This is a genomic window from Natrialba sp. PRR66 (assembly GCF_034808065.1).
GTDB lineage: Archaea > Halobacteriota > Halobacteria > Halobacteriales > Natrialbaceae > Natrialba > Natrialba aegyptia.
Map to the genome: position 1 here is coordinate 1,067,516 of NZ_JAXHGN010000001.1, position 18,819 is coordinate 1,086,334.

Consider the following 18,819-nt stretch of genomic DNA (forward strand, 5'->3'; position numbering starts at 1 on the left):
GACCGTCCGACGGCCCCGTAACGAGAAGGTGGGTCGATCCGTGCCGCGTCTCGATCCGGCGCTCGTCGACCTCGACGTCGAGACGGTCGACGGCGTCGTCGTAGGCCGCCAGCAGCTTCGCTTTTCCCGCTCGTGAACGGTAAATAGACATGTATCGTGCTACCAATACGCTCGGATAGGGTGAGGAAAAACACGTCGGTCGCAGTCGAAGAACCCGTGCTCAGTCGCTGCCGACGCCCACTGAACTCGCCGGTTCCTGTCGCCGGTGATTGCCGAACTGGCGGACCGACTCGAGTCCGTCGACGTGGCCGTCCACCGTCGCGACATCGACGATCACGTCGGTGAGGTTCACCGTCTCCGCGAGGAACTCGTCGCGTCGTGTGCACCACGTCTCGTCGATGTCGGTCCCGAGGTAGGTGTCGATCTCGGTGCGGATTTCGTCCGCCGAAGAGACGTTGCGGATCAGTCCCTGGTTTTCGAGTTCGACGAAGTTGCCCATGTCGTCGTCGCCGACGAAGGAGTTCGACCGGATCGCGGGCGTGCCGAGCATCGCAGCCTCGGTGACCATCGTCTGGGTGTCGGCGACCAGCAACTCGGCCTCCGCGAGCACGTCGTGAAGCAGGGCTGGATGGAGGTCGAAGGGACGGGCGGGGAGGCCCTCCAGATTCGTCGTCCCGCCCTCGTCGGAGACGAGCACGGTCGCGTCCTCGGCCAGTCGCTCGATGATCCGACGCCGATCGGTGCCCGTGATCCCCGATTTGCCCACGTCGTGCTGGGAGCCGAACGCGTTGAGCCGCAAGATCGCGTAGGGTTCGTCGGCGTCGAGTCCGAGGCGGTCGCGGACCGCGGGATTCGGCTCGTAGATGTCCGGATGAAGGTAGGCACATTCCTTGACGCCTGCGAAGACGTAGTGGTGGTCGCCCAGGTCCTTGCGGAACGTGTTCGGCGTGAGGACGACGCGAGCGAACGGCGTGGAGATCGTGTGATCGAACGACGCGGGTTCGGAGTCGATGAGCAGGACCGTCGGCGTCCGAAGCAACGCGCCGGTGTGGGCTGCGTAGCCGCCCATGCCGAAGATGAGATCCGGATCGAATCGACGGGCGAGGCGGATCGCCCGAGCATAGTGTACCGGCAACCGACTCAGCAGCGACCCCTTCGAGGTGCCACAGGAGCCGTAGACCTCGTAGGGCAGGTCGTACCATTCGAGCAATTCGACCGTGCACGTGTACTCGCGGGCGAGGATACGGACCTCGTGGCCGCGCTCGCGCAACTCGCGTATCGCGTGTTTGTACAGATGGACGTGTGCCGGCGTATTCGTAAAGAACAGGTAGTTCATGGGGAGACCACGTCTCTGTCCGACGTGGCTCACCGACCGGGTTTGTTATCGCCTGCATACCAGTTCGACGGACTGTCCGGTCGAGACGAACTCGTCGGATACCGGATCGGCGGCCGGTCCGTCTGTCGGGTAGTGAGCGGATACTAATGGCTCGCACGGGCCAGCGATCAGTAGATGCAGTCGCACGGACGTTCCCACCTCACCGCGACGACCGAGTCCGACACTCCCAGAGACGCCGCTGCCGCGGGCGGTTCGTCGGCGAGCACCGGGGCGCGCACGATCGATTTCGACCAGTATGGTCCCGTCCTCGATGCAACGCTCGCCTACGCCCGACGACACGACTACGTCGGGCCGGACTACGGCGACGGACTGAGCAGCCGGCTCGTTCAGTCGCTTCCCTTCGAGAACCGCGCGCTCAATCTCGTCGTTCAGGAGACGGTCAAACGCACGCCCGTCGATGTCAGACCGCTGTTTCGGGTCGAGTGCAAACGCAACTACAAGGGCGCGGCGCTGTTCGCGATGGCCAACCTGAACTACCACGACCTCGCGAGACGGAGCGATGCAGTCTCGCCGGCCTGCGATCCGCTCGGCGAGGCCGACCGACTGGCCGACTGGCTCGCCGACGAACGGATCACCGACTACAGCGGCTTCTGCGGCGGCCACCGCCATCCGATCCAGCACCTTCACACCAAGGGCGTGCCGAGCGACCCCGACATCGTCTCGACCGCCTACGCCGTCCGCGCCTTCCTGCAGGCCGCCCGCCACGACGAAGCCACGAGCGAGTACGCCGACCTCGCCCGAACGGCGGCCGACTTCCTCGTCGAGGACCTGAACTACCGGGAGGTCGACGAAGGAGCGAAGATCGATTACCACATGAACCACCCCGAGGACTCCTACACCATCAACGCGGCCGCCGTCGGCGCTGCGATGCTCGTCGACCTCTACGAGTTCTTCGGCGACGACGAGTTCAGCGAGCGCGCGACGAACATTCTCGACCATATCGCGGCGGCCCAGACTGACGTCGGCGGCTGGCCCTACCGGCTCCCGGCCTCGGCGTCGCACCTCTCGATGGACAGCCACCACAACGGGTTCGTCATCGAGGCCTTCCAGCGCTACCGCGACGCGATCGACGACGGGCGCTACGCCGACACGCTCTCGACGGCGCTCGAGTTCTACCGGGAGGAACTGTTCGAACTCGACGGGGCCCCGAACTTCGACGAGGGCAACGCCTATCCCCGCGACATCCACGCCAGCACGCAGGGGATGCTCGTCTTCACGCGCGAAGGTGAACTCGAGTTCGCCGAGCGAATTCTCCGGTGGGTGCTCGCGAACCTGCGGGTCGAGGGCGAGGAGGGGCGATTTTATTATCGGCAGTATCGCCACCACACGAAGCGCGTGACCCTGATGCGGTGGTGTCAGGGCTGGATGGCCTACGCGCTCTCGGAGTTCATGCTGGCGAGCGACGACGCGGCCCGGGGGACGGATCGAACGGCGCTCGTGGACGATCGAGAGTCAGCCGACGGGAAGCGATGAGCCGGCGGGGGGTCGGTAGCGCGCCGCAGACGGCATCTGGATCGGCGGCGTCGGCGAATGGCGCGGACGGCGGGTCGTCCGAAGCGGGCGCGGCGTCCGGACCCGAACTCGAACGCGAGGTCGCCGAAACGCAACGAGTTCTCGTCGTGACCGGACTCGCTCACAAGAACGAACGCCATTACGGCCCGCTCGCGGACGCGGCCGGCGAGACGACGCTCGTCTCGCTCGCTCCCGTCGAGGGCGTCGACGCGGCGCGAAACGTCGCGGTGCCCCAGGTCGGTCCCCGCCTCCTTCGCATCGCGCTCCTCTTCGTTCTCGCGCTGTACGAGGGCTGCCGGAACGACTACGACGCGGTCGCCTCGATCTCGCTGTTTCCCTACGGCTGCTACGCGCTCGCGCTGAAGGCCGTCTACGGCTATCCGGCGCACCTCGGGATCATCGGTATCGACCTCGATCACCACGCCGCGCAGTGGTACGGCCCGCTCGTACGCTGGCTATTCCGACGGTTCGATATCGTCTCGGTTCCGGGCTCCGACCACGCCGACCGGCTCGCCCGGTGTGGCGTCCCGTCCGCGCGGATCGAGCGCCTGACGAACCCGATCGACGCGGATACATACCGCCCGCCCACTGATCGCGCGACCGGCGGCGGCTCGGTCTCGGACGCGGAAACGGACGCAGACGTGGACGCGGACACGAACACAGACACGGACACAGACGCGGACGAGAAAGACCAAAGGAACGAAACAACCGGCGAAACGGTCGACTTCCTCTGGGTCGGCCGCTTCAGCGCCGAGAAAGACCCCCACCGCTTCGTCGCCGCCGCCGCCGAACTCGACGCGACCGAACGCGAGTTCAGCGCAGTGATGGTCGGCGACGGGCCGCTCTACGAGTCGGTCGCGGCCGACATTCGGGCTCGGGGGCTGGACGATCGGATCGAACTCGCGGGCTGGGTCGACGACCCGCTCGCGTACTACCACCGTTCGGAAACCTTCGTCCTCACGTCGGAGCGGGATGCGCTGCCGCTCGTCCTCCTCGAAGCTATGGCAACTGAACTCGCTCCCGTCGTTCCGCGGGTCGGCTCGATTCCGGACGCCGTCACGGACGGCGAGAACGGCCTCGTCGTGGCCGATCGGGAGCCCGAGACGTACGCCGCGGCGATGGCGCGCTGTCTGGACGAGCCGGACCTGCGGGCGTCGCTCGCGGCGAACGCGACCGCGGTCCGAGACGAGTTCTCGATGGCGCAGGCCGGCGCGGACTGGCGGCGAATTGTGGCTGCGCTCGAGACGGCTGCTGCGACGTGACCGCGAGGGCGGTGTCAGTTCGCCGGGGACGAAGGTGATCGGTCCCGCCAGCGTGCAGATCGTGGATCGGACGCGTTACGGGGCGGTAACCACGTGGTAACAAAACGGTCAGTCATCGCAGCCGGACCTACATGGAAATCGAACGACTCGACCTCTCGGAGTGGGGGGACGCACTTCCACGGAGCGGTTTCGAAGTTTTTCACGATCCGGACGCACTCGCCGTGCTCGACGCCCACACCGGCGGCGACCTGCGACTGTACGGCGCGTTCAAGGGACAGCAGGCGGTCGGACTGCTTCCCGTCTTCGTCGACGAGAAGTCCGTCGGCCGCACCGTCTTCTCGCCGGCGCTCTCCCTCGGCGTCCCGCGACTCGGGCCAGTCATCAACCCGAACAGTCCTAAACGGCGCAAGTGGGAGCGGATAAATGCCGCGCTCGCCGAGGGCGTCCTCGAGGACCTCGAAACGCACAGGCGCTCGACGCTGTTCCGAATGACCTGTCCGCTCGGCTACGCCGATCCGCGGCCGTACGGCTGGAACGAGTTCACGATCGAACCGCAGTTCACCTACGTCGTGGATCTCGAGGACTGTGCCGACCTCGACGACGCGATGGCGGGGTTCAGCAAGAGCCTCCGCAACGAGATGCGCCGGTACGACGAACTCGACCTCTCGATCGAAACCGAGGGCATCGACGCGGCGCTGCGGATCTACGACGATGTCGTGGACCAGTACGAGGAGTACGACGACACCGCGCCGATGACCCGGCCTTTCCTTCGGGACCTGCTCTCGAACCTGGACGACGATCGCTGGCGCGTGTACGTGGCGCGCACGCCCGATGGGACGTACAAGAGCGGCATCATCACCCTCTTCTCGAACGACCTGGCCTACTACTGGCAAGGCGGCGTCACGGCCTCCTACGAGCACGTCAGCGTCAACAACTGCCTGCACCGCGTGATCCTTGAGGATCTCGTCACCGATCCCGAACTCGAGTCGGTGACGGGCTACGATCTCGTCGGCGCGAACACCGAACGCCTCTGTGAGTACAAGGGCAAGTTCAACGGCAACCTCCGGCCGTACTACGTCGTCGAGTCCGCCGGGCTCGAGATGACGCTCGCGAAATCGGCCTACGAGCGCGTGGCCGGTTCGTTGAAGTAGCGACCACCATCTTCTAAAGCGCCTCCCGGCTACCGTATTCGCTGGACGCTTCGTTCCGGTTTCGCCGCCTCGAGCGCCGGCTCGCTTCTGTAACCGTCGGCCGCCCGTCGTTTCGTTCGCCGAGCGACCGCTCGCATCGTCTCGACGCGCAGATCCGACTCCCGACGGCGCTCGTCGATGATCTCGAGAATCCGCCGGAGTCGGGCGACGCGTCGAGGCGTCGTCAGATCGTTCGGATGCAACCAGAGATGGCAGATTCCATCGCCCGCCGCCGCAGCGTCGATACCCAGTGCGGCCTTCCGAACCACCGGATCGCCGACGACCGGCTCGACGATCGATCGCGCAAGTCCCTCGAACGAGAACAGACACAGCGATCCCGGCACGTTGACGATGCCGTTTTCGTCGACCTCCGGCGTCACCAGCGGCGGGGGCGTCATCCCGGCCGTATAACTTGCGAACTTGCCGATCGGATACAACCACGGCCTGTCGTACCACTGCGCCGGCGAGCGACCGCGGTAGCAGCTGAACCCGTACTCGGCCAGCAGCTCCGTATACCCAATGTCGTTTCGCGGGAAGAGAAACGAGTCGAACGAGAGGCCTCGATCGCGGGCCGCAGTCAAACAGGCCGCGAGTTCAGCCTCGGCGACGGCGCGGTCGGTCACCTCGGGGTCGAAACACGCGTGGGAGAACGAGTGACAGCCGAGTTCGTGCTCGACATCGGCGTCTCTGACGGCGTTGACGAGGTCCATGCCGAACCAGTGGTCGTGGGTGGTGGCCCTGCCGCCGGGGTCGCGGTCGAACCAGCCGTCCCGCGCGGCCGGATGGCCGGCGTGGCGGCCGTCACAGCGTTCTAACAGGAGGTGACCGACGACGCCCCAGGTCGCCGGGACCTCGTAGGCGTCGAGGAGTTCGAGGAGGCGTCGCCACCCCCAGCGTGCGTTCTGCACTCTCTCTACTGGCGGCTGATCGAGGTCGTGAAACCCCCACGCGAGTTCGGCGTCGATCGAGATGAGTACACTGCCCATGTGTTAGAGTGTGGTGCTGTCGAAGGCCATTCGAGCGGTCGAGACCGTCACGACGGTGTCAACGACTTCGCACACCGAAGTGATTGGCAAGGTGAACTATTAGTATGGAGACGGTTATCCGATGCAGCCATTGATAGTCACCGCGGAACGGCATCGCCCGCCCGATTGCAGGGCGCACAGCCGTCTCGTCAAATCGTCCTCAGTGCGTTTCCGCGCGGGTGGACAGCTATAGGCACCACCTACCGTGGTGAAGAACCGGCAGTCGCTCGTCGCAGACGTATCCGGACCGGAAGAAAATGCCGAACGGGATCGGCTAGTCGCCGCTCAGACGCCCCTTATCGCACGTCGTACTCGAAGTCGACATCGGCGTTCCCGGCGAGTCGGACGTTCGTAATCTCACCGCTGAACTCGGAGGCATCACAGCCGCTTTCGATCGTCCCCTTGTCTGCGGAGCCGTCGATGGTGCCGACCTGGAACCCGGATACGACGTGTGTTGGATATCGCCGGTGACCGCGAACGAGAACGATGTCTCGCCGTCGATCCGTTCGCGTTGATGACGATCACGTTCGACCGACCGGCTGATCCGTCCTAGTTGCTATCGCCGGATTCGGTCTCATCCTCGTCTTCGCTTTTACCGCCGCCACTACTCGTCCGTTCGATCACCGTCTCCGGCGATACCTTCTCGCCGTCGAGTTCAACCCACATGACGTCGGGCTGTTCGATATCGATCGCTGTCACCGCGCCCGCGACGCAGAAGGCATCACCGTAGCCGCCACCGGTCACGCCGCCGGCGTGCCACGTCTCGTCGCCGTCGCCGTCTTCGATGAAGTCCTCGGCAACGTACGTGCCACCTTCGATCGGCTTCCCGGACGGACTCTCGGCTGGCGCTTCGGTGAACTCGACCGATCCCTCGGCACTGAACTCATAGCCTGCGTACCGGGCACCGGGTTCGGTGACGAACGAGAGGAGGTGCTCGTCCGCCGAGTTCTCATTTCCCTCTTCGCCCTCGTTCTCGTCGTCAGTCGTGTCGTCGGAGCCGTCGGCCGTTTGGGTGGACGTGGACGACGAACCGGAAGCGGCCTCCTCCGGACTCAGTGGAACGCCGTCGACGTCACCCGGTTCGGTGCGCTGTGGCGTGCCGGCCGAGGAGCCGTGGATCGCTGCGCCGCGATTGTTTTCCGACCCGTACCGGGCGTCCGTGACGGTGATTTCTGCGTTCTGGGCCTTCTGCCAGTCCGGAGCCCCACAGACGATGTCGGCGTGGTGGGAGTTGGAGATGTCGCTGTCCACGACCTCCGCGTGCTCGTAATAGCCCCAGATGCCTTTGTCACACTCGGTGATCACGCAGTTTTCGACGCGCGAGCCGTCGGTGCCGACGCGGAATCCGCCGGCCCTGGAGTTGCGAGCGTAGGAGTCCTTGATGACGACCGGGCCGCCACCACCGGAACCGCTTGGGTGAGCGGAGGAGTCGCCGGGGTTGCTCCCGTAGATCGAGTTGTCAGGGCAGTTCTGAATGTTAACGTTTCGAATTTCGAGGTCGCCGGCGTGACCGTTTGCGACGTTGATGCCGGTGATCCCTGGGTAGGTGTCGTCGTTTTCGCTCCCCATGAAGTAGACGTTCTCGATCAGCCCGGTCGCGTTTGCACTGTTGACCTGGCAGATGATCGCGTTCTCCTTTTCCGTGCTATCCCAGTTGCCGCGGAAGCCGATGTTGCGGATCTCCCAGTCGTCCGCGATCGCCCGGATGTGGAAGGAAGCGTTGGAGGCGGTGATGTCGATGAGAACGTTCGAAAACGTCTCTCCATCGTCGAGACGCACCGTCTGGGAGTCACCTGCTGCGACGGTGATCTCCTCGTAGTCTTCGGCCGCCGCGCCGGTTCCAACCGTCGTTGCAAGCGCCGCCGCCGCAGACCCGACGAGTCCGAGGTACCTGCGCCGGTGGAGTAATCCGCTATTACTCTCCGTTGCCCGGCTGCCTTCCGGTGGTTTCCGATCGCTAGATCCGTCGTCATCCAGTACCGTATCGCGTGCCATACAGTCAGGGAATTTGAAGTCGTAAACATAAACCTTCTGTTTCCCTTAGTATAATCCAATATAACAGTCAATTACTCGTGATATTATTATAAAAACCGCATGAATGTTCACTCCTTAGATTTTATATCCCAATATATAGTGGCTATGAGAGAACAGGACGAAAGCGAACGCCCCGAGAGGAGACGGAGTACGGCGCGTCCAATTCACCAGAAAACACTGAACAGAGGCCGTTAGAGGCGGGAACCACAGGGAAGTAAGGGGAGTGTCTCGGGCTTAACCCCGAAGCGGTTCACGATACTGGCTACGGCGAGCGGTCGGTGCTGACCTAATTCGCCTCGAAACGGAACTCTGGGTCGCTGCTATTCAGGAACGAACGCTGTGGATGTCTACCAGCCCGCTCGTCACGGAGAAGAGTGCCCAGAGCGTAACGCCGAGTCCGATAACGGCGAGCAAGGAGACGAGGTTCGTCGCGGCGGGAAGCGCCAACAGCACGACCAGCGCCATCGAGAGTGCGATCCCGGAGACCATGACGACCGACTTGGCGAGGTACCGCGGCGATATCGGGAGTTCAGTGTGGATGAGATAGATATTCACGGCGACCATGATCCCGTAACTCACGACCGTCGAGATCGCCGCGCCGACCACGCCGATCGTTGGAATAAGGACCAAATTCAGCCCGAAGTTGAACGCGCCCGTCGCACCCTTCGAGACGGCTCGGTGGGTCGCCCGCCCGAGATAGTCGAGAGCGTCGTTCGTGATCTTGTCGATCGACTGGAAGACGATGAAGAGCGCGAACACCTGGATTACCGGAATCGCGCCGAGATACTCCGACCCGAATACGTACCGGATCAGCGGGTCCGCAACGACGATCAACCCCGCCGCCGCCGGCACGTAGAACACCACATTGTGTTTGAACGTCGTTTCGTACATCCGCGCCGCCTCCTCGAGTTCACCGTTTGCCTTGTACTCGCCGTAGGACGGCGAGACGGTGAACCCGAGTGAACTCGCAGGCGCGATGACGAAGTCCGAAATCTGTTTGGCGAGGACGTAGTAGCCGACCGCGGCCGGCGTGAGAAACGCGCCGATGAGGAGCGTGTCGACCTGTTTGTAGACGACGTTTGCGCCGTCGGAAACCGTCAGCGGGAGGCTGTATTCGATCAATCGCCGGCGCAGTCCGGGTTCGGGTTCGGCGGCGCGGTCGAACTCGGCGACCAGGCGATACAGGAGGACCAGTCCGTACACCGCGCCGAGCGCATACCCGATGATGTAGCCGGTGAGAGCGCCGATCACGCCGCTTCCGGTTAGGAGGAAAGCAACGACGGACAGAAGGGTCGATGCGTTCGTGATGATCGTCACCCTCGCGCTCCAGGTGATGCGATTGAACCCCTGGAAAAGCGTGTGGACGTACGAGTTCAGCGTCCAGGCACTGATGTAGACGCCACCCAGCAACAGGAGGGGAGCCAGTTCCGGCTCGCCGAATAGATCGGCCAGGAGTTGGTGAAAGACCGTGACCGCGGCGGCGACGGTCAGCATGACGATACCGAGGAACAGCAGCGAACTCTGGACGAGGTAGGGGACCTGTCCGGGGTCGGTTTCGCGGTATTCCGCGATATACCGAGCCGTCGATCGGGGAATACCGAGTCGACTACAGAGCAAGGACGCGCTGAAGACGGAGATAGCGAGAAAGAGGATACCGTACTCGTCCGGCGTCAGGAAGAGTCGGGCGAGCGAGACGGTGAGAACGCCCTTTGCGACCGTTCGAACGATCTCTGCGCCGAGCGTCGCTCGAAACCCGGAGAGGAGCTTCTCCTTCATATATTAGCTATCTAATAACTGTGTCGTGAGCGCAGCGCGTGTTACGGCGTTGGGGTACGAACGGGCGGTGTACTCGCACGGCGGAGTTCTTCGAGCAAGCGGATCGTCCACTTCGACGATTCGAGCGACACGGGCATTTCGGCACCGCGTTCGAGCGCGCGGGCGGTCCGGTCGAACTGCGCGTAGTGGGGGTTCATTCGCGTCGCCGTCTCCCAGTCGTCGTTCAGCTGTCCATCGGCGACGAGTTTGGCGTTCGAAAGGAGCCCCGACAGGTAGCTCGCCGAGCGGGTGACCGCCTCCTTTCCTTTCTTGAACGAGGACAGGTGATAGTCGTCGTCGACCGTCTGGACCGTCTGGAGAATCAGATCCAGGTGGATCGACTGCTCGGAGCCGTGGACGTAAATCTCGTGTCGCGGCTTCGAACTCGAGAGCATCTTCAGGTTACACAACACGTCGTCCTCGGTGACGTACTGCAACTGGGCCGCGTCGTAGGCGAACTCGTCGTCGTAGTCGCCGATGAGCCGCGTGAGACTCGAAATCGAGTCCTCACTCTCGGGATAGCCACTGAGAGCAAGTGCAGAGTAGAGCGGGTGGGGCAGTCCTTCCTCGAACTCGCCGCCGGGGAGATCGAAGACCCAGGTGCCGCGGTTCGCCTCGTCTGGCGAAGAGAGACCGGTGTAGATCAGATCGACGCCGCGAATCTGTCCGAGTTCGCCCGCGTCGATGAGCCGACGGGCGGCCCGCATCGACGGATCGAAGACGTGCTGGTGGACGGGCGACACCGGCACGTCGTGTTCGGCTGCGAACGCCTCGAGTTCTTCGATCTCCTCGATCGTCTCGGTGACCGGCTTCTCGATCAACAGCGGGACGCCGGCCTCGATCGCGCGTTTGCCGAGGGGTAGGTGGCTCTGGACCGACGTACACACGTGGAGCCAGTCGAGCGATTCCTGGTCGAGCAGGTCATCGATATCCGCATACGGCGTGATGTCGTACTGCCGTGCCGCCTGGCGCGCGCGCTCGAAGTCGAGATCACAGATCGCAACGAGGTCAGTTTGGGGGTTCTTGGCGACGCCGGACAGATGAACCTCCGAAACTGTTCCCGCGCCGATTACTGCCGTTTTGACTGTCATTCTCCTGCGAAAGACGCACAGACAGTGGTATTGTTATAGATCTATTACCGATCCCCAGGATCGTTTTCCCACCAGATCCGACGGAAACGGCGCTATAGCAGCCGAATTGGGAACTCTTCCTCGGCTGCCCGCCACAGCGGTAACTGGTGCCTGCGTCTTCGAAAGGGACCGAATCTCGCGTCCACTCCGTCGCGAGCAGTGAGTAGTGGGTTCCGCAATCGAAGGCGGGACGCCAGCGAACACGCGTCAGGAACCAGTAAGACACCGAGAGCGACACCGCTCCGGGAACGGTACAGCTTGTTCCTATAACAGCGCCGACACCACGACAGCATCACCGCCACAACAGCGCTGCCACGACAGCGCGACACCGCGACAGCACCGACACCGAAACAACAGAGTGCCCACAATACTCGAAAACGGACCAACCGAACCCGTTCGAAACGCGTCGTGCAAGCCGCTCAGTTCCTTACGTGTCCCCCATCTCGGTATCGACGTAGTAGCGCTCGAACTCGTCCGTCGAGTGGATGCGGCTGACCCCCCGCTCGTTCTCGACGGCACTGAACTGCGCGTCGCTGTACCGGAGTTCACCGTAGGCAATCACCTCCCGATCGTAATCGTACTGGGTCAACACGAGATACCGATCCTCTTCGAACTCCTCGGTGAGATTCCTGCCGAGCGTCGACTCGGGAACGTCCCGGTGAACTCGCATGCGCTCTGCGTTCCCGTTGACGGCGTCGTCGAAACGGTTCGGACCGTTTCGCAATCCGACGAGATCGACCTCGGCGTCTCGATCGTCGAAGGTCGTTTCGTAGCCCTGGATATCCTGATCGCTGACGTGTGCGGTTGGCGTGTAGGTGTATGGCGAGGAGAAGACGGCAGCCAGCGAGAGCAAGAGCAAGAGCGCAAAGCCGACGGCGAGCAGCGGCTGTCCCGAGGGAACGAACCGAGACTGTCGCCAGCGGCTCGTACCCGAGAAACGACTGCACAGGCCGTAGATTGCGAGCGCACCGAGGAGGGTTACGAAGACCATCATCAACCCGAAGACCCGAAAGTACATCGTCGAATCCGGCGCGAGGAAGTAGATGCCAAACAGCGGCACGAGCCCGACCAGAGCGACCCCGAAGTACAGCGTTTCGGGTCGAATCCTCGCCAGCCAGTCCGAGCCTCGGACGAAGACGGCAACGAGAATCAATCCGCCAGCGAGTATCGAAAACACGAGCTGTGGCAGGAATAACTTGAGGAAGATCTCGACGAGGCTGCCCCCGATCGCACCGAGCGACGCCCCCTGCATCGCGACCGAATCACCCGCAGTGTTGCTCCCCGCGAGGATGAACTCGACCGCCGAACCGAGGAAGTGGTCGATTATGCCGCCGAAGAAGCCGTGATTCGAGGTCCAGACGAGAAACAGCGCCACCAGAAAGAGTGACTGGCCGTACATGGGCGTCTGCGAGGCGATCCGACCGGTCGCTGCGATCCGCCGGGCGAGGAACTGGACGAGACTGATTCCGAGGAAGACGACGATCAAGTGGGCGACGAGTTGCGGGTGGTAGACGACGGTCGCGATAGAGGTGACTGCGAGCGCGATGCCGACGGCCGAAACCGACGCCAGTGTCCGGTCCGCGCGGAGATACTTCACGAACAGGTAGAACAGCAGCGCCGAGAACAGCACCGCCTGTGACATCGCGTGGGCGGTCATGAACATCGAGATCGTCGTGATCGGCAACAGCAAGAACGAGGAGAACGTAGCGATCACGACTGCTCGTCGGTCCGAGACGACCGTTCCGATACAGAGCGGGACGAACACCCAGAAGACGACGAGCGAGAGGAAGACGGTCAGCATCAGGGAGTGTTCCAGCGAGGTGCCGAGGACCGCGTTGACCAGGACGGTCACGGTGTGGATACCGGGATAGTACAGGTCGAACGGCACGATCGTCCCCTCGGCGATGGCGCGAGCCCAGCCCAGATGCGTTAACGCGTCGTGGTGCCCGAAAAAGCGGTAGCCGCGGATGATGGGCAGTGCGGCGAAGACGGTCATCGCCAGCCCGCCGAGTCCGAGAGCGAGCAGGCGGCTGGTAAAGAGTCCGCGCGACGGTTCGTCGCCGTCGTTTCCGTTGGTGGCGTCGTTACCGTCGCCAGAGCGCCTGCCCGGTACGAACGCGACGGCGAGGGCGATACTCATCGCCACGAGCAGACCGACCCAGACCTGGTCGGGGGTCATCGTGTATATCGAGAGTTCGTATCCGGCCGCCGGCGACTCGTGGGCGAGAAACGCGGTGACGGCGACCGTGAGGAAGCCGATAGCGAGCGCGAGTTTCCGAAACGGATCGTCAGAGGCGGCTGACTGGGAAGACATTCGGTGCTGCTGCGACGTTATCCGATAGCTATCCTTGTTATTCACCGATTGCTGACCGTAAGTCTGCGTGTACCGTTCGTTCGATACGAGAAACAGTGCGAAGCGGCCGGAGTTACCCGACGAAACGAGGCGTATAGTAACAACTGAAACGGTTTACACACTGATCGTACAGCTGTCGCACGATCAGGTGTGCACTGACTTTCAGTGGCTACTATATTGCGCTCCAGATTCCCTGCAACGGGCGCTGGCAAAGAAGCGATAGCAGGGATGGTGTAGTGACAAGAGTGAGGGATCGAGACGGCCACCGCAGGGTAGCGGCCCGAAGGAGACGTTGAGTGGCCGCGTACCCCGTCGTCCAACCCTTTCAAATAGCGTGTATCGGACAATACATACGGGTAGAATCGGATGCGTATCACGTGACTCCCCTCGCAAAGGTGCTGTCAGGTGTGCTGTTGATCCTTATTGGTATCCCGCTGATTATAAACCATCCACTCATCGATCTATTCAACCGGTGGACGAAGTCTGTCGGAACAACGCAAAGTCCGGTCGATATCCAGATGAGCGAGGTCTCCGTTCTGATCGGACGCGTCGGCGGCACAGCAATAGCAGCCTGTGGCGTGATACTCGTTCTAGATACCCTCATTTGAGAGAAGGTATCTGGAACGAGTTCGGGAAGCAGGTGTGCGGTCGGCGTGGAGACGGTTGCAGTCGGTAATAGTGGCAACGGAACCCTGCTGTCTTCGAAGTCAGCACGACGCTGCGACGGTACGCAGCGGTCGATAGCACTGTCGTGTGCCGAAGAACGAACCCGTCGTCAACGGCGAGTTCAGTCTCGTTGCCGTTACTGTTACCCGTCCGTATCTTCGTCCCCACTGGCCTCCTCGATCGTCGTCCAGAGGTACGTCGACTGGTCGGCGTTCGCCATCGTCGGCGACTCCGGCACCTCGCCCTCGTAGAGCAACGCCGCGATTCGAACCGTCCCGCTCTCGGCGTCCGGCGTCACGGTGCCGTTCGTGAGTTCGCGGTCCCCGTCTCCGAGTTCGTACGAGTATCGCTCGTGTTCCGTTCGGTTGAACACGTTTCCGCTCCCCTCCTCGACCCATTGCTCTTGCACGACCACCGTATACTCCCGCTCGGCGTTCTCCTGATTCTCGACGCTGATCGTCATGGGAACTGACTCGCCGGGCTCCGTCGTCGTCTGGTAGTCAGCCGTAACGAGTTCACCGGAGTCGTCCTCCGTGAGCAGTTTCATATCCGTATACTGCTCGCCGTCCTGCGGCGCGACGAGCGCGTACCCCACGCTCGAGAGCGCAACGAGCATGCTCACGACCAACACGACGTTGACCGCCGTGTGGACGGGTGAACTCGTGCCGAATACCGCCGTATAGAGCGCGTCGATGATACGACCGAGACTGAACCGGTAGCGGTCGGATCGTGGCACGCGAGCGCGGCGTACAGCGGCGAGAGCGGTCCCGACGAGAACGAACCCGCTCACGGTTCCAACGACGCCCGTTACCGTGTACACGAGCGGTGTAGCAGCGATGAGGAGACCGAGCAGCGGCAGGAGCGCAAAACTCAGCCCGAAAGAGAGCGCCGCGCGTTCGGTCCCGGTTACCGTCAGCGTCTGCCCGATCAGCGGCACGCGTTCGGTCCGCGCCGGCGGCTCGTCCCGCGGAAACAGCACGGAGACGGTTACGTACCCGGGCGCGAGAAACAACAGTGGAAACCCGATCGCGACGCGAGCGACCGGCATCGTGAGCTCGACGACGAGCAGGAGGGCGGCCGCGAGTACAGTGAATCCGGCGACGCCGATCAAGTCGGTCGGGAGGCGGGACGCGATAGCTTTGGGTCCCTGGCCGACGGCGGCGGACGGCTCGGTCGTATTCGTCAAACGCTCTTTCATGTATGAGGCAGTTATCCGGGCGTCGACTGGTTCCACCATTGTTACGAGTCGCGTAACCGGCCGATCCGAACCGAGAACTTGAGCGGAGACTCCCCACGTCGCACGATCCCGCAGAACGCCGCTCGTGGCCGCTTTCGCTCCTCGTTCGCCCCGCTCGTCGGATCGTCGCCGGTGGAAACGGGCCGCTTACAAAGTGCTCGCGGTGCGAGGCTGTCGGTATGACTGGCCGAGCGACGCTGCAGGCATCCCACGAGAGCGCTCCGAACGAGTCGATCGACGCCCGAGTTCGTCGGCTACACGGAGGGGTGACGCGATGAGCATCGACGTTCGCACTGCGACCGACGAGGACCGCGAGCGCTGGAACGAGTTCGTCGAGCGCTCCCCGCAGGGAACGCTGTGTCACGAACTCGAGGCCCTGGAGGTCCAGGCGAACCATTCGGGCGCGACGCTCCATCCGCTGATCGGGTTCAAGGGGCAGGAACCGGTCGGCCTCTTTCCGGTCTTCGAACTCCGGAAACAGTTCGTGACGACGGTGTTCTCGCCGCCGCCACACATCCGCGTGCCGTACCTCGGCCCGGCGTTTCTGAACATGGGCAAACTGAAACAGCGAAAGCGCGAGCGCCGTCGTCAGCGGTTCACGGACGGCTGTCTCGACTGGATTCGAACCGAACTCTCGCCGCGGTACGCCCACGTCAGGACGAGCACGGGCGTCGCGGACTCGCGGCCGTTCAAGTGGAACGAGTTCGACGCGACGCCGGAGTACACCTACGCGGTTGACCTCACGCGAGAGCGCAACGAACTCTTGAAGTCGTTCAGCAGCGACGCGCGGAGCAATATCACGAACGCCGACGAGGACGCCTACGAGGTCGCGGTCGGCGGTTCCGAGGAGATTCGCCTGATTCACGAGCAGGTGAAAAACCGGTACGAATCGCAGGGAATCGGTTTCGACGTGCCGGCCGAGTTCGTCCTCGACCTCGCCGAGCGAACGGCGAACGGGCACGTCCGACCGTACACACTTCGCGTCGACGGCGAGTTCGTCGGCGGCATTTTGGCGCTCGAATACGGTGACACGACGGGGCGGTGGATGGGCGGCGTCCGGACGGATGCGGACGTGGACGTGCCGACGAACGACCTGCTCGACTGGGCGATCATGGAGGACGCCCGCGATCGCGAACTCGAGACGTACGATCTCGTCGGCGCGGATACGCGCCGAATCAATCGGTACAAGGCGAAGTTCAATCCGGAGCTGGAGACGTACTACAGTCTGGAGTACGGGTCGTGGGGAATGCGGACGGTGGCGTCGCTGTACGATTCGGTCAAGTAGTCGGCATTGGGTTAGACGAGAGGGTTGGGAGTGCGGAGAGACCAGGAACGGGAGAGGAGACGAGGGTAGGACGCGGCTACCCGTCGTTTCACGGCGGCTGACCGACACCCGGTCCTCGGTGGCTTTCGGTGATCGTGATCCCGGTGGAGGCCCAGAAACTGGCGGCTCGCGGTAACCCCGCCCATAACGAAAGGGAACCGCCGCGGAGACGACGGCAATGGACGACGATTCCTCGCTGCAGACCCTGCTCGTCGGGATCGATGCAGCCTGCGACCGCGTGTTGGAGCCGCTGTTTGCCAACGACGACGTACCGACGCTGGAATCGCTCTACGAGGACGGGACGAGCGGCCCCCTCGAATCCCAGATTCCGCCGTGGACGGCGAGCGCCTGGCCGTCCATGTACACCGGGAAGAATCCCGGCAAGCACGGCGTCTTCGGCTTTCTCTCCTTCGAGGGCTACGACTGGGACGTGGTCAACGCAAGCGACGTGCGCGAACTGGCGCTGTGGGAGTTGCTCTCCGAGCACGACATCACGAGCGTCGTCGTCAACGTCCCGGTCACGCACCCGCCCCGCGAGTTCAGCGGCGCGTTGATCCCGGGCTACACCGCACCGGAGGACCCGGCCTGCCACCCCGACGGGTTGCTCGCGGACGTCAGGGACGAACTCGGCGAGTACCGCGTCTATCCCGACGAAGACGCCGACGACCTCGCCAGCGCCTCCAGCGACTGCGTCCGCATGCGCGGCGAGGCGTTCCGGTATTTGGCCGACCGGTTCGACCCCGAGTTCGGCTTCCTCGAGTTCCAGGTGACCGACTCCATCTTCCACAAGGAGCCCGAAAACGACGCAGCGATTCGGGCGATCTATCGCGAACTCGACCGGCAGCTCGCCGACATCCTCGAAACGTACGACCCCGACACCGTCATCGTCGCCAGCGATCACGGCATGGGCCCCTACGCGGGCCACGAGTTCAGGGCGAACGAACACCTCCGCCGGGAGGGCTACGTCGAGACGAAAGACGGCGGCGAGGGAATGCCCACCTGGGCGACGGTCCGAGACGACTCCCTCAAGGCCGGTGAGGAGACGACACGACGCGATCCGGGCCTGTCGGAGCGGACGATGGCCGCCGCCGCCAAAGCCGGCCTCACGAGCCAGCGACTCGGCGCTATTCTCGAGCGCCTCGGCCTCGCCGACCTCGTCGCCGCTGCCGTCCCGTCGGGGCTCGTCAGCGCGGGCGCGACCCAGGTCGACTTTCCGAACTCGCAGGCGTACGTGCGTTCGCGGATCGAACTCGGGGTCCGGCTCAATCTCGAGGGCCGCGAGCCGAACGGCCAGGTACCGCAGGCGGAGTACGAGGCGGTTCGCACGCGGGTTATCGACGCCCTCCGCTCGGTGCGGACGCCGGACGGCGAGCCGGTTTTCGAGGCGGTCCGTCCGCGCGAAGAGTTCTTCCACGGCCCCGAGAGCGAGCGCGCCGTCGACATCGTGACGATTCCGACGGACTTCGAGCACTTCCTGTCGGCGACGCTGCGGGAGGAGCAGTTCGGGCCGCCGAGCGAGCCCTGGAACCACAAACTCGAGGGGACGGTCGCCGTCACGGGTGCAGGGGTCGACTGCGCCGCTGGCGTCGGAAGCGCACACCTCTTCGATATCGCACCGACCGTCCTGGCGACGCTCGGCGTCCCGGCGGACGAGCGCATGGACGGGACGGTGCTCCCGTGTGTCGATCCGAGCGGGGAGACGACCTACGACAGACGCAACGACGGTGAAGTCGTCGAAACCGCGGATGAGGGGGTCGAACAGCGGCTCGCGGATCTGGGCTATCTCGAGTAAGCAGCGCTGCCAGTCGATAGTAACACAGGTTCTATTCAGATGCCTGTAACACATCAGTACGGACAGTACGGCCGTCTATCGGA

13 protein-coding genes are annotated in these 18,819 nt (G+C 63.5%); 6 read left to right on the plus strand and 7 right to left on the minus strand.

The window, feature by feature from the left end; genetic code table 11:
• Positions 1-220 precede the first annotated feature (220 nt).
• Positions 221-1,336 carry a glycosyltransferase gene (locus tag SM755_RS05030; protein ID WP_323171701.1) on the minus strand — a complete coding sequence of 372 codons (1,116 nt, stop codon included), beginning with the start codon at positions 1,334-1,336 and terminating at the stop codon, positions 221-223.
• A 174-nt stretch (positions 1,337-1,510) separates the two neighbouring features.
• On the opposite strand from SM755_RS05030, the gene SM755_RS05035 reads away from it, so the two are divergent.
• From SM755_RS05035 to SM755_RS05045, 3 genes are all read left to right on the plus strand, one after another.
• Positions 1,511-2,869 (plus strand): antibiotic ABC transporter permease, encoded by a 1,359-nt coding sequence (locus SM755_RS05035; protein WP_323171702.1) that lies wholly within the window; start codon positions 1,511-1,513, stop codon positions 2,867-2,869.
• Positions 2,866-4,170, plus strand: a complete 1,305-nt coding sequence (locus SM755_RS05040) for a glycosyltransferase (protein WP_323171703.1) — start codon at positions 2,866-2,868, stop codon at positions 4,168-4,170. Before SM755_RS05035 ends, SM755_RS05040 begins: the two co-directional genes overlap by 4 nt.
• A gap of 131 nt (positions 4,171-4,301) precedes the next feature.
• Positions 4,302-5,321 (plus strand): GNAT family N-acetyltransferase, encoded by a 1,020-nt coding sequence (locus tag SM755_RS05045; protein WP_323171704.1) that lies wholly within the window; start codon positions 4,302-4,304, stop codon positions 5,319-5,321.
• 29 nt (positions 5,322-5,350) lie between these two features.
• Here the strand turns inward: SM755_RS05045 and SM755_RS05050 are convergent, their stop codons facing one another.
• From SM755_RS05050 to SM755_RS05070, 5 genes are all read right to left on the minus strand, one after another.
• A complete protein-coding gene (locus tag SM755_RS05050; protein ID WP_323171705.1) occupies positions 5,351-6,346 on the minus strand; it encodes a polysaccharide deacetylase in 996 nt (331 codons plus the stop codon).
• Positions 6,347-6,934: 588 nt separating this feature from the next.
• Positions 6,935-8,380, minus strand: coding sequence for a hypothetical protein (locus SM755_RS05055; protein WP_323171706.1), 1,446 nt, complete (start codon positions 8,378-8,380; stop codon positions 6,935-6,937).
• Between the two features lie 363 nt (positions 8,381-8,743).
• Positions 8,744-10,195 (minus strand): flippase, encoded by a 1,452-nt coding sequence (locus SM755_RS05060; RefSeq protein WP_323171707.1) that lies wholly within the window; start codon positions 10,193-10,195, stop codon positions 8,744-8,746.
• A gap of 41 nt (positions 10,196-10,236) precedes the next feature.
• The gene (locus SM755_RS05065; RefSeq protein WP_323171708.1) at positions 10,237-11,325 is read right to left on the minus strand and encodes a Gfo/Idh/MocA family oxidoreductase; all 1,089 of its coding nucleotides are present in this window, start codon (positions 11,323-11,325) and stop codon (positions 10,237-10,239) included.
• A 466-nt stretch (positions 11,326-11,791) separates the two neighbouring features.
• A complete protein-coding gene (locus SM755_RS05070) occupies positions 11,792-13,678 on the minus strand; it encodes an MFS transporter (RefSeq protein ID WP_323171709.1) in 1,887 nt (628 codons plus the stop codon).
• Positions 13,679-14,094: 416 nt separating this feature from the next.
• Here SM755_RS05070 and SM755_RS05075 point away from each other — a divergent pair, with 416 nt between their 5' ends.
• Positions 14,095-14,325, plus strand: a complete 231-nt coding sequence (locus tag SM755_RS05075) for a hypothetical protein (RefSeq protein WP_323171710.1) — start codon at positions 14,095-14,097, stop codon at positions 14,323-14,325.
• 200 nt (positions 14,326-14,525) lie between these two features.
• Here the strand turns inward: SM755_RS05075 and SM755_RS05080 are convergent, their stop codons facing one another.
• Positions 14,526-15,620, minus strand: coding sequence for a DUF1616 domain-containing protein (locus SM755_RS05080; RefSeq protein ID WP_323171711.1), 1,095 nt, complete (start codon positions 15,618-15,620; stop codon positions 14,526-14,528).
• Between the two features lie 274 nt (positions 15,621-15,894).
• Between SM755_RS05080 and SM755_RS05085 the strand changes: the two genes are divergently transcribed.
• Both SM755_RS05085 and SM755_RS05090 read left to right on the plus strand, forming a co-directional pair.
• On the plus strand, positions 15,895-16,905 hold the full coding sequence (locus SM755_RS05085; protein WP_323171712.1) for a GNAT family N-acetyltransferase: 1,011 nt from the start codon (positions 15,895-15,897) through the stop codon (positions 16,903-16,905).
• Positions 16,906-17,122: 217 nt separating this feature from the next.
• Positions 17,123-18,736, plus strand: coding sequence for an alkaline phosphatase family protein (locus tag SM755_RS05090; RefSeq protein WP_323171713.1), 1,614 nt, complete (start codon positions 17,123-17,125; stop codon positions 18,734-18,736).
• Positions 18,737-18,819 lie beyond the last annotated feature (83 nt).

Excerpts from the sequence above, each read along its gene's own strand:
- SM755_RS05090 (WP_323171713.1), top strand. The coding sequence starts at position 17,123 with ATGGACGACGATTCCTCGCTGCAGACCCTGCTCGTCGGGATCGATGCA.
- SM755_RS05080 (WP_323171711.1), bottom strand. The coding sequence starts at position 15,620 with ATGGTGGAACCAGTCGACGCCCGGATAACTGCCTCATACATGAAAGAG.
- SM755_RS05085 (WP_323171712.1), top strand. The coding sequence starts at position 15,895 with ATGAGCATCGACGTTCGCACTGCGACCGACGAGGACCGCGAGCGCTGG.
- SM755_RS05045 (WP_323171704.1), top strand. The coding sequence starts at position 4,302 with ATGGAAATCGAACGACTCGACCTCTCGGAGTGGGGGGACGCACTTCCA.
- SM755_RS05065 (WP_323171708.1), bottom strand. The coding sequence starts at position 11,325 with ATGACAGTCAAAACGGCAGTAATCGGCGCGGGAACAGTTTCGGAGGTT.
- SM755_RS05035 (WP_323171702.1), top strand. The coding sequence starts at position 1,511 with ATGCAGTCGCACGGACGTTCCCACCTCACCGCGACGACCGAGTCCGAC.
- SM755_RS05070 (WP_323171709.1), bottom strand. The coding sequence starts at position 13,678 with ATGTCTTCCCAGTCAGCCGCCTCTGACGATCCGTTTCGGAAACTCGCG.
- SM755_RS05055 (WP_323171706.1), bottom strand. The coding sequence starts at position 8,380 with ATGGCACGCGATACGGTACTGGATGACGACGGATCTAGCGATCGGAAA.
- SM755_RS05050 (WP_323171705.1), bottom strand. The coding sequence starts at position 6,346 with ATGGGCAGTGTACTCATCTCGATCGACGCCGAACTCGCGTGGGGGTTT.
- SM755_RS05040 (WP_323171703.1), top strand. The coding sequence starts at position 2,866 with ATGAGCCGGCGGGGGGTCGGTAGCGCGCCGCAGACGGCATCTGGATCG.
- SM755_RS05030 (WP_323171701.1), bottom strand. The coding sequence starts at position 1,336 with ATGAACTACCTGTTCTTTACGAATACGCCGGCACACGTCCATCTGTAC.
- SM755_RS05060 (WP_323171707.1), bottom strand. The coding sequence starts at position 10,195 with ATGAAGGAGAAGCTCCTCTCCGGGTTTCGAGCGACGCTCGGCGCAGAG.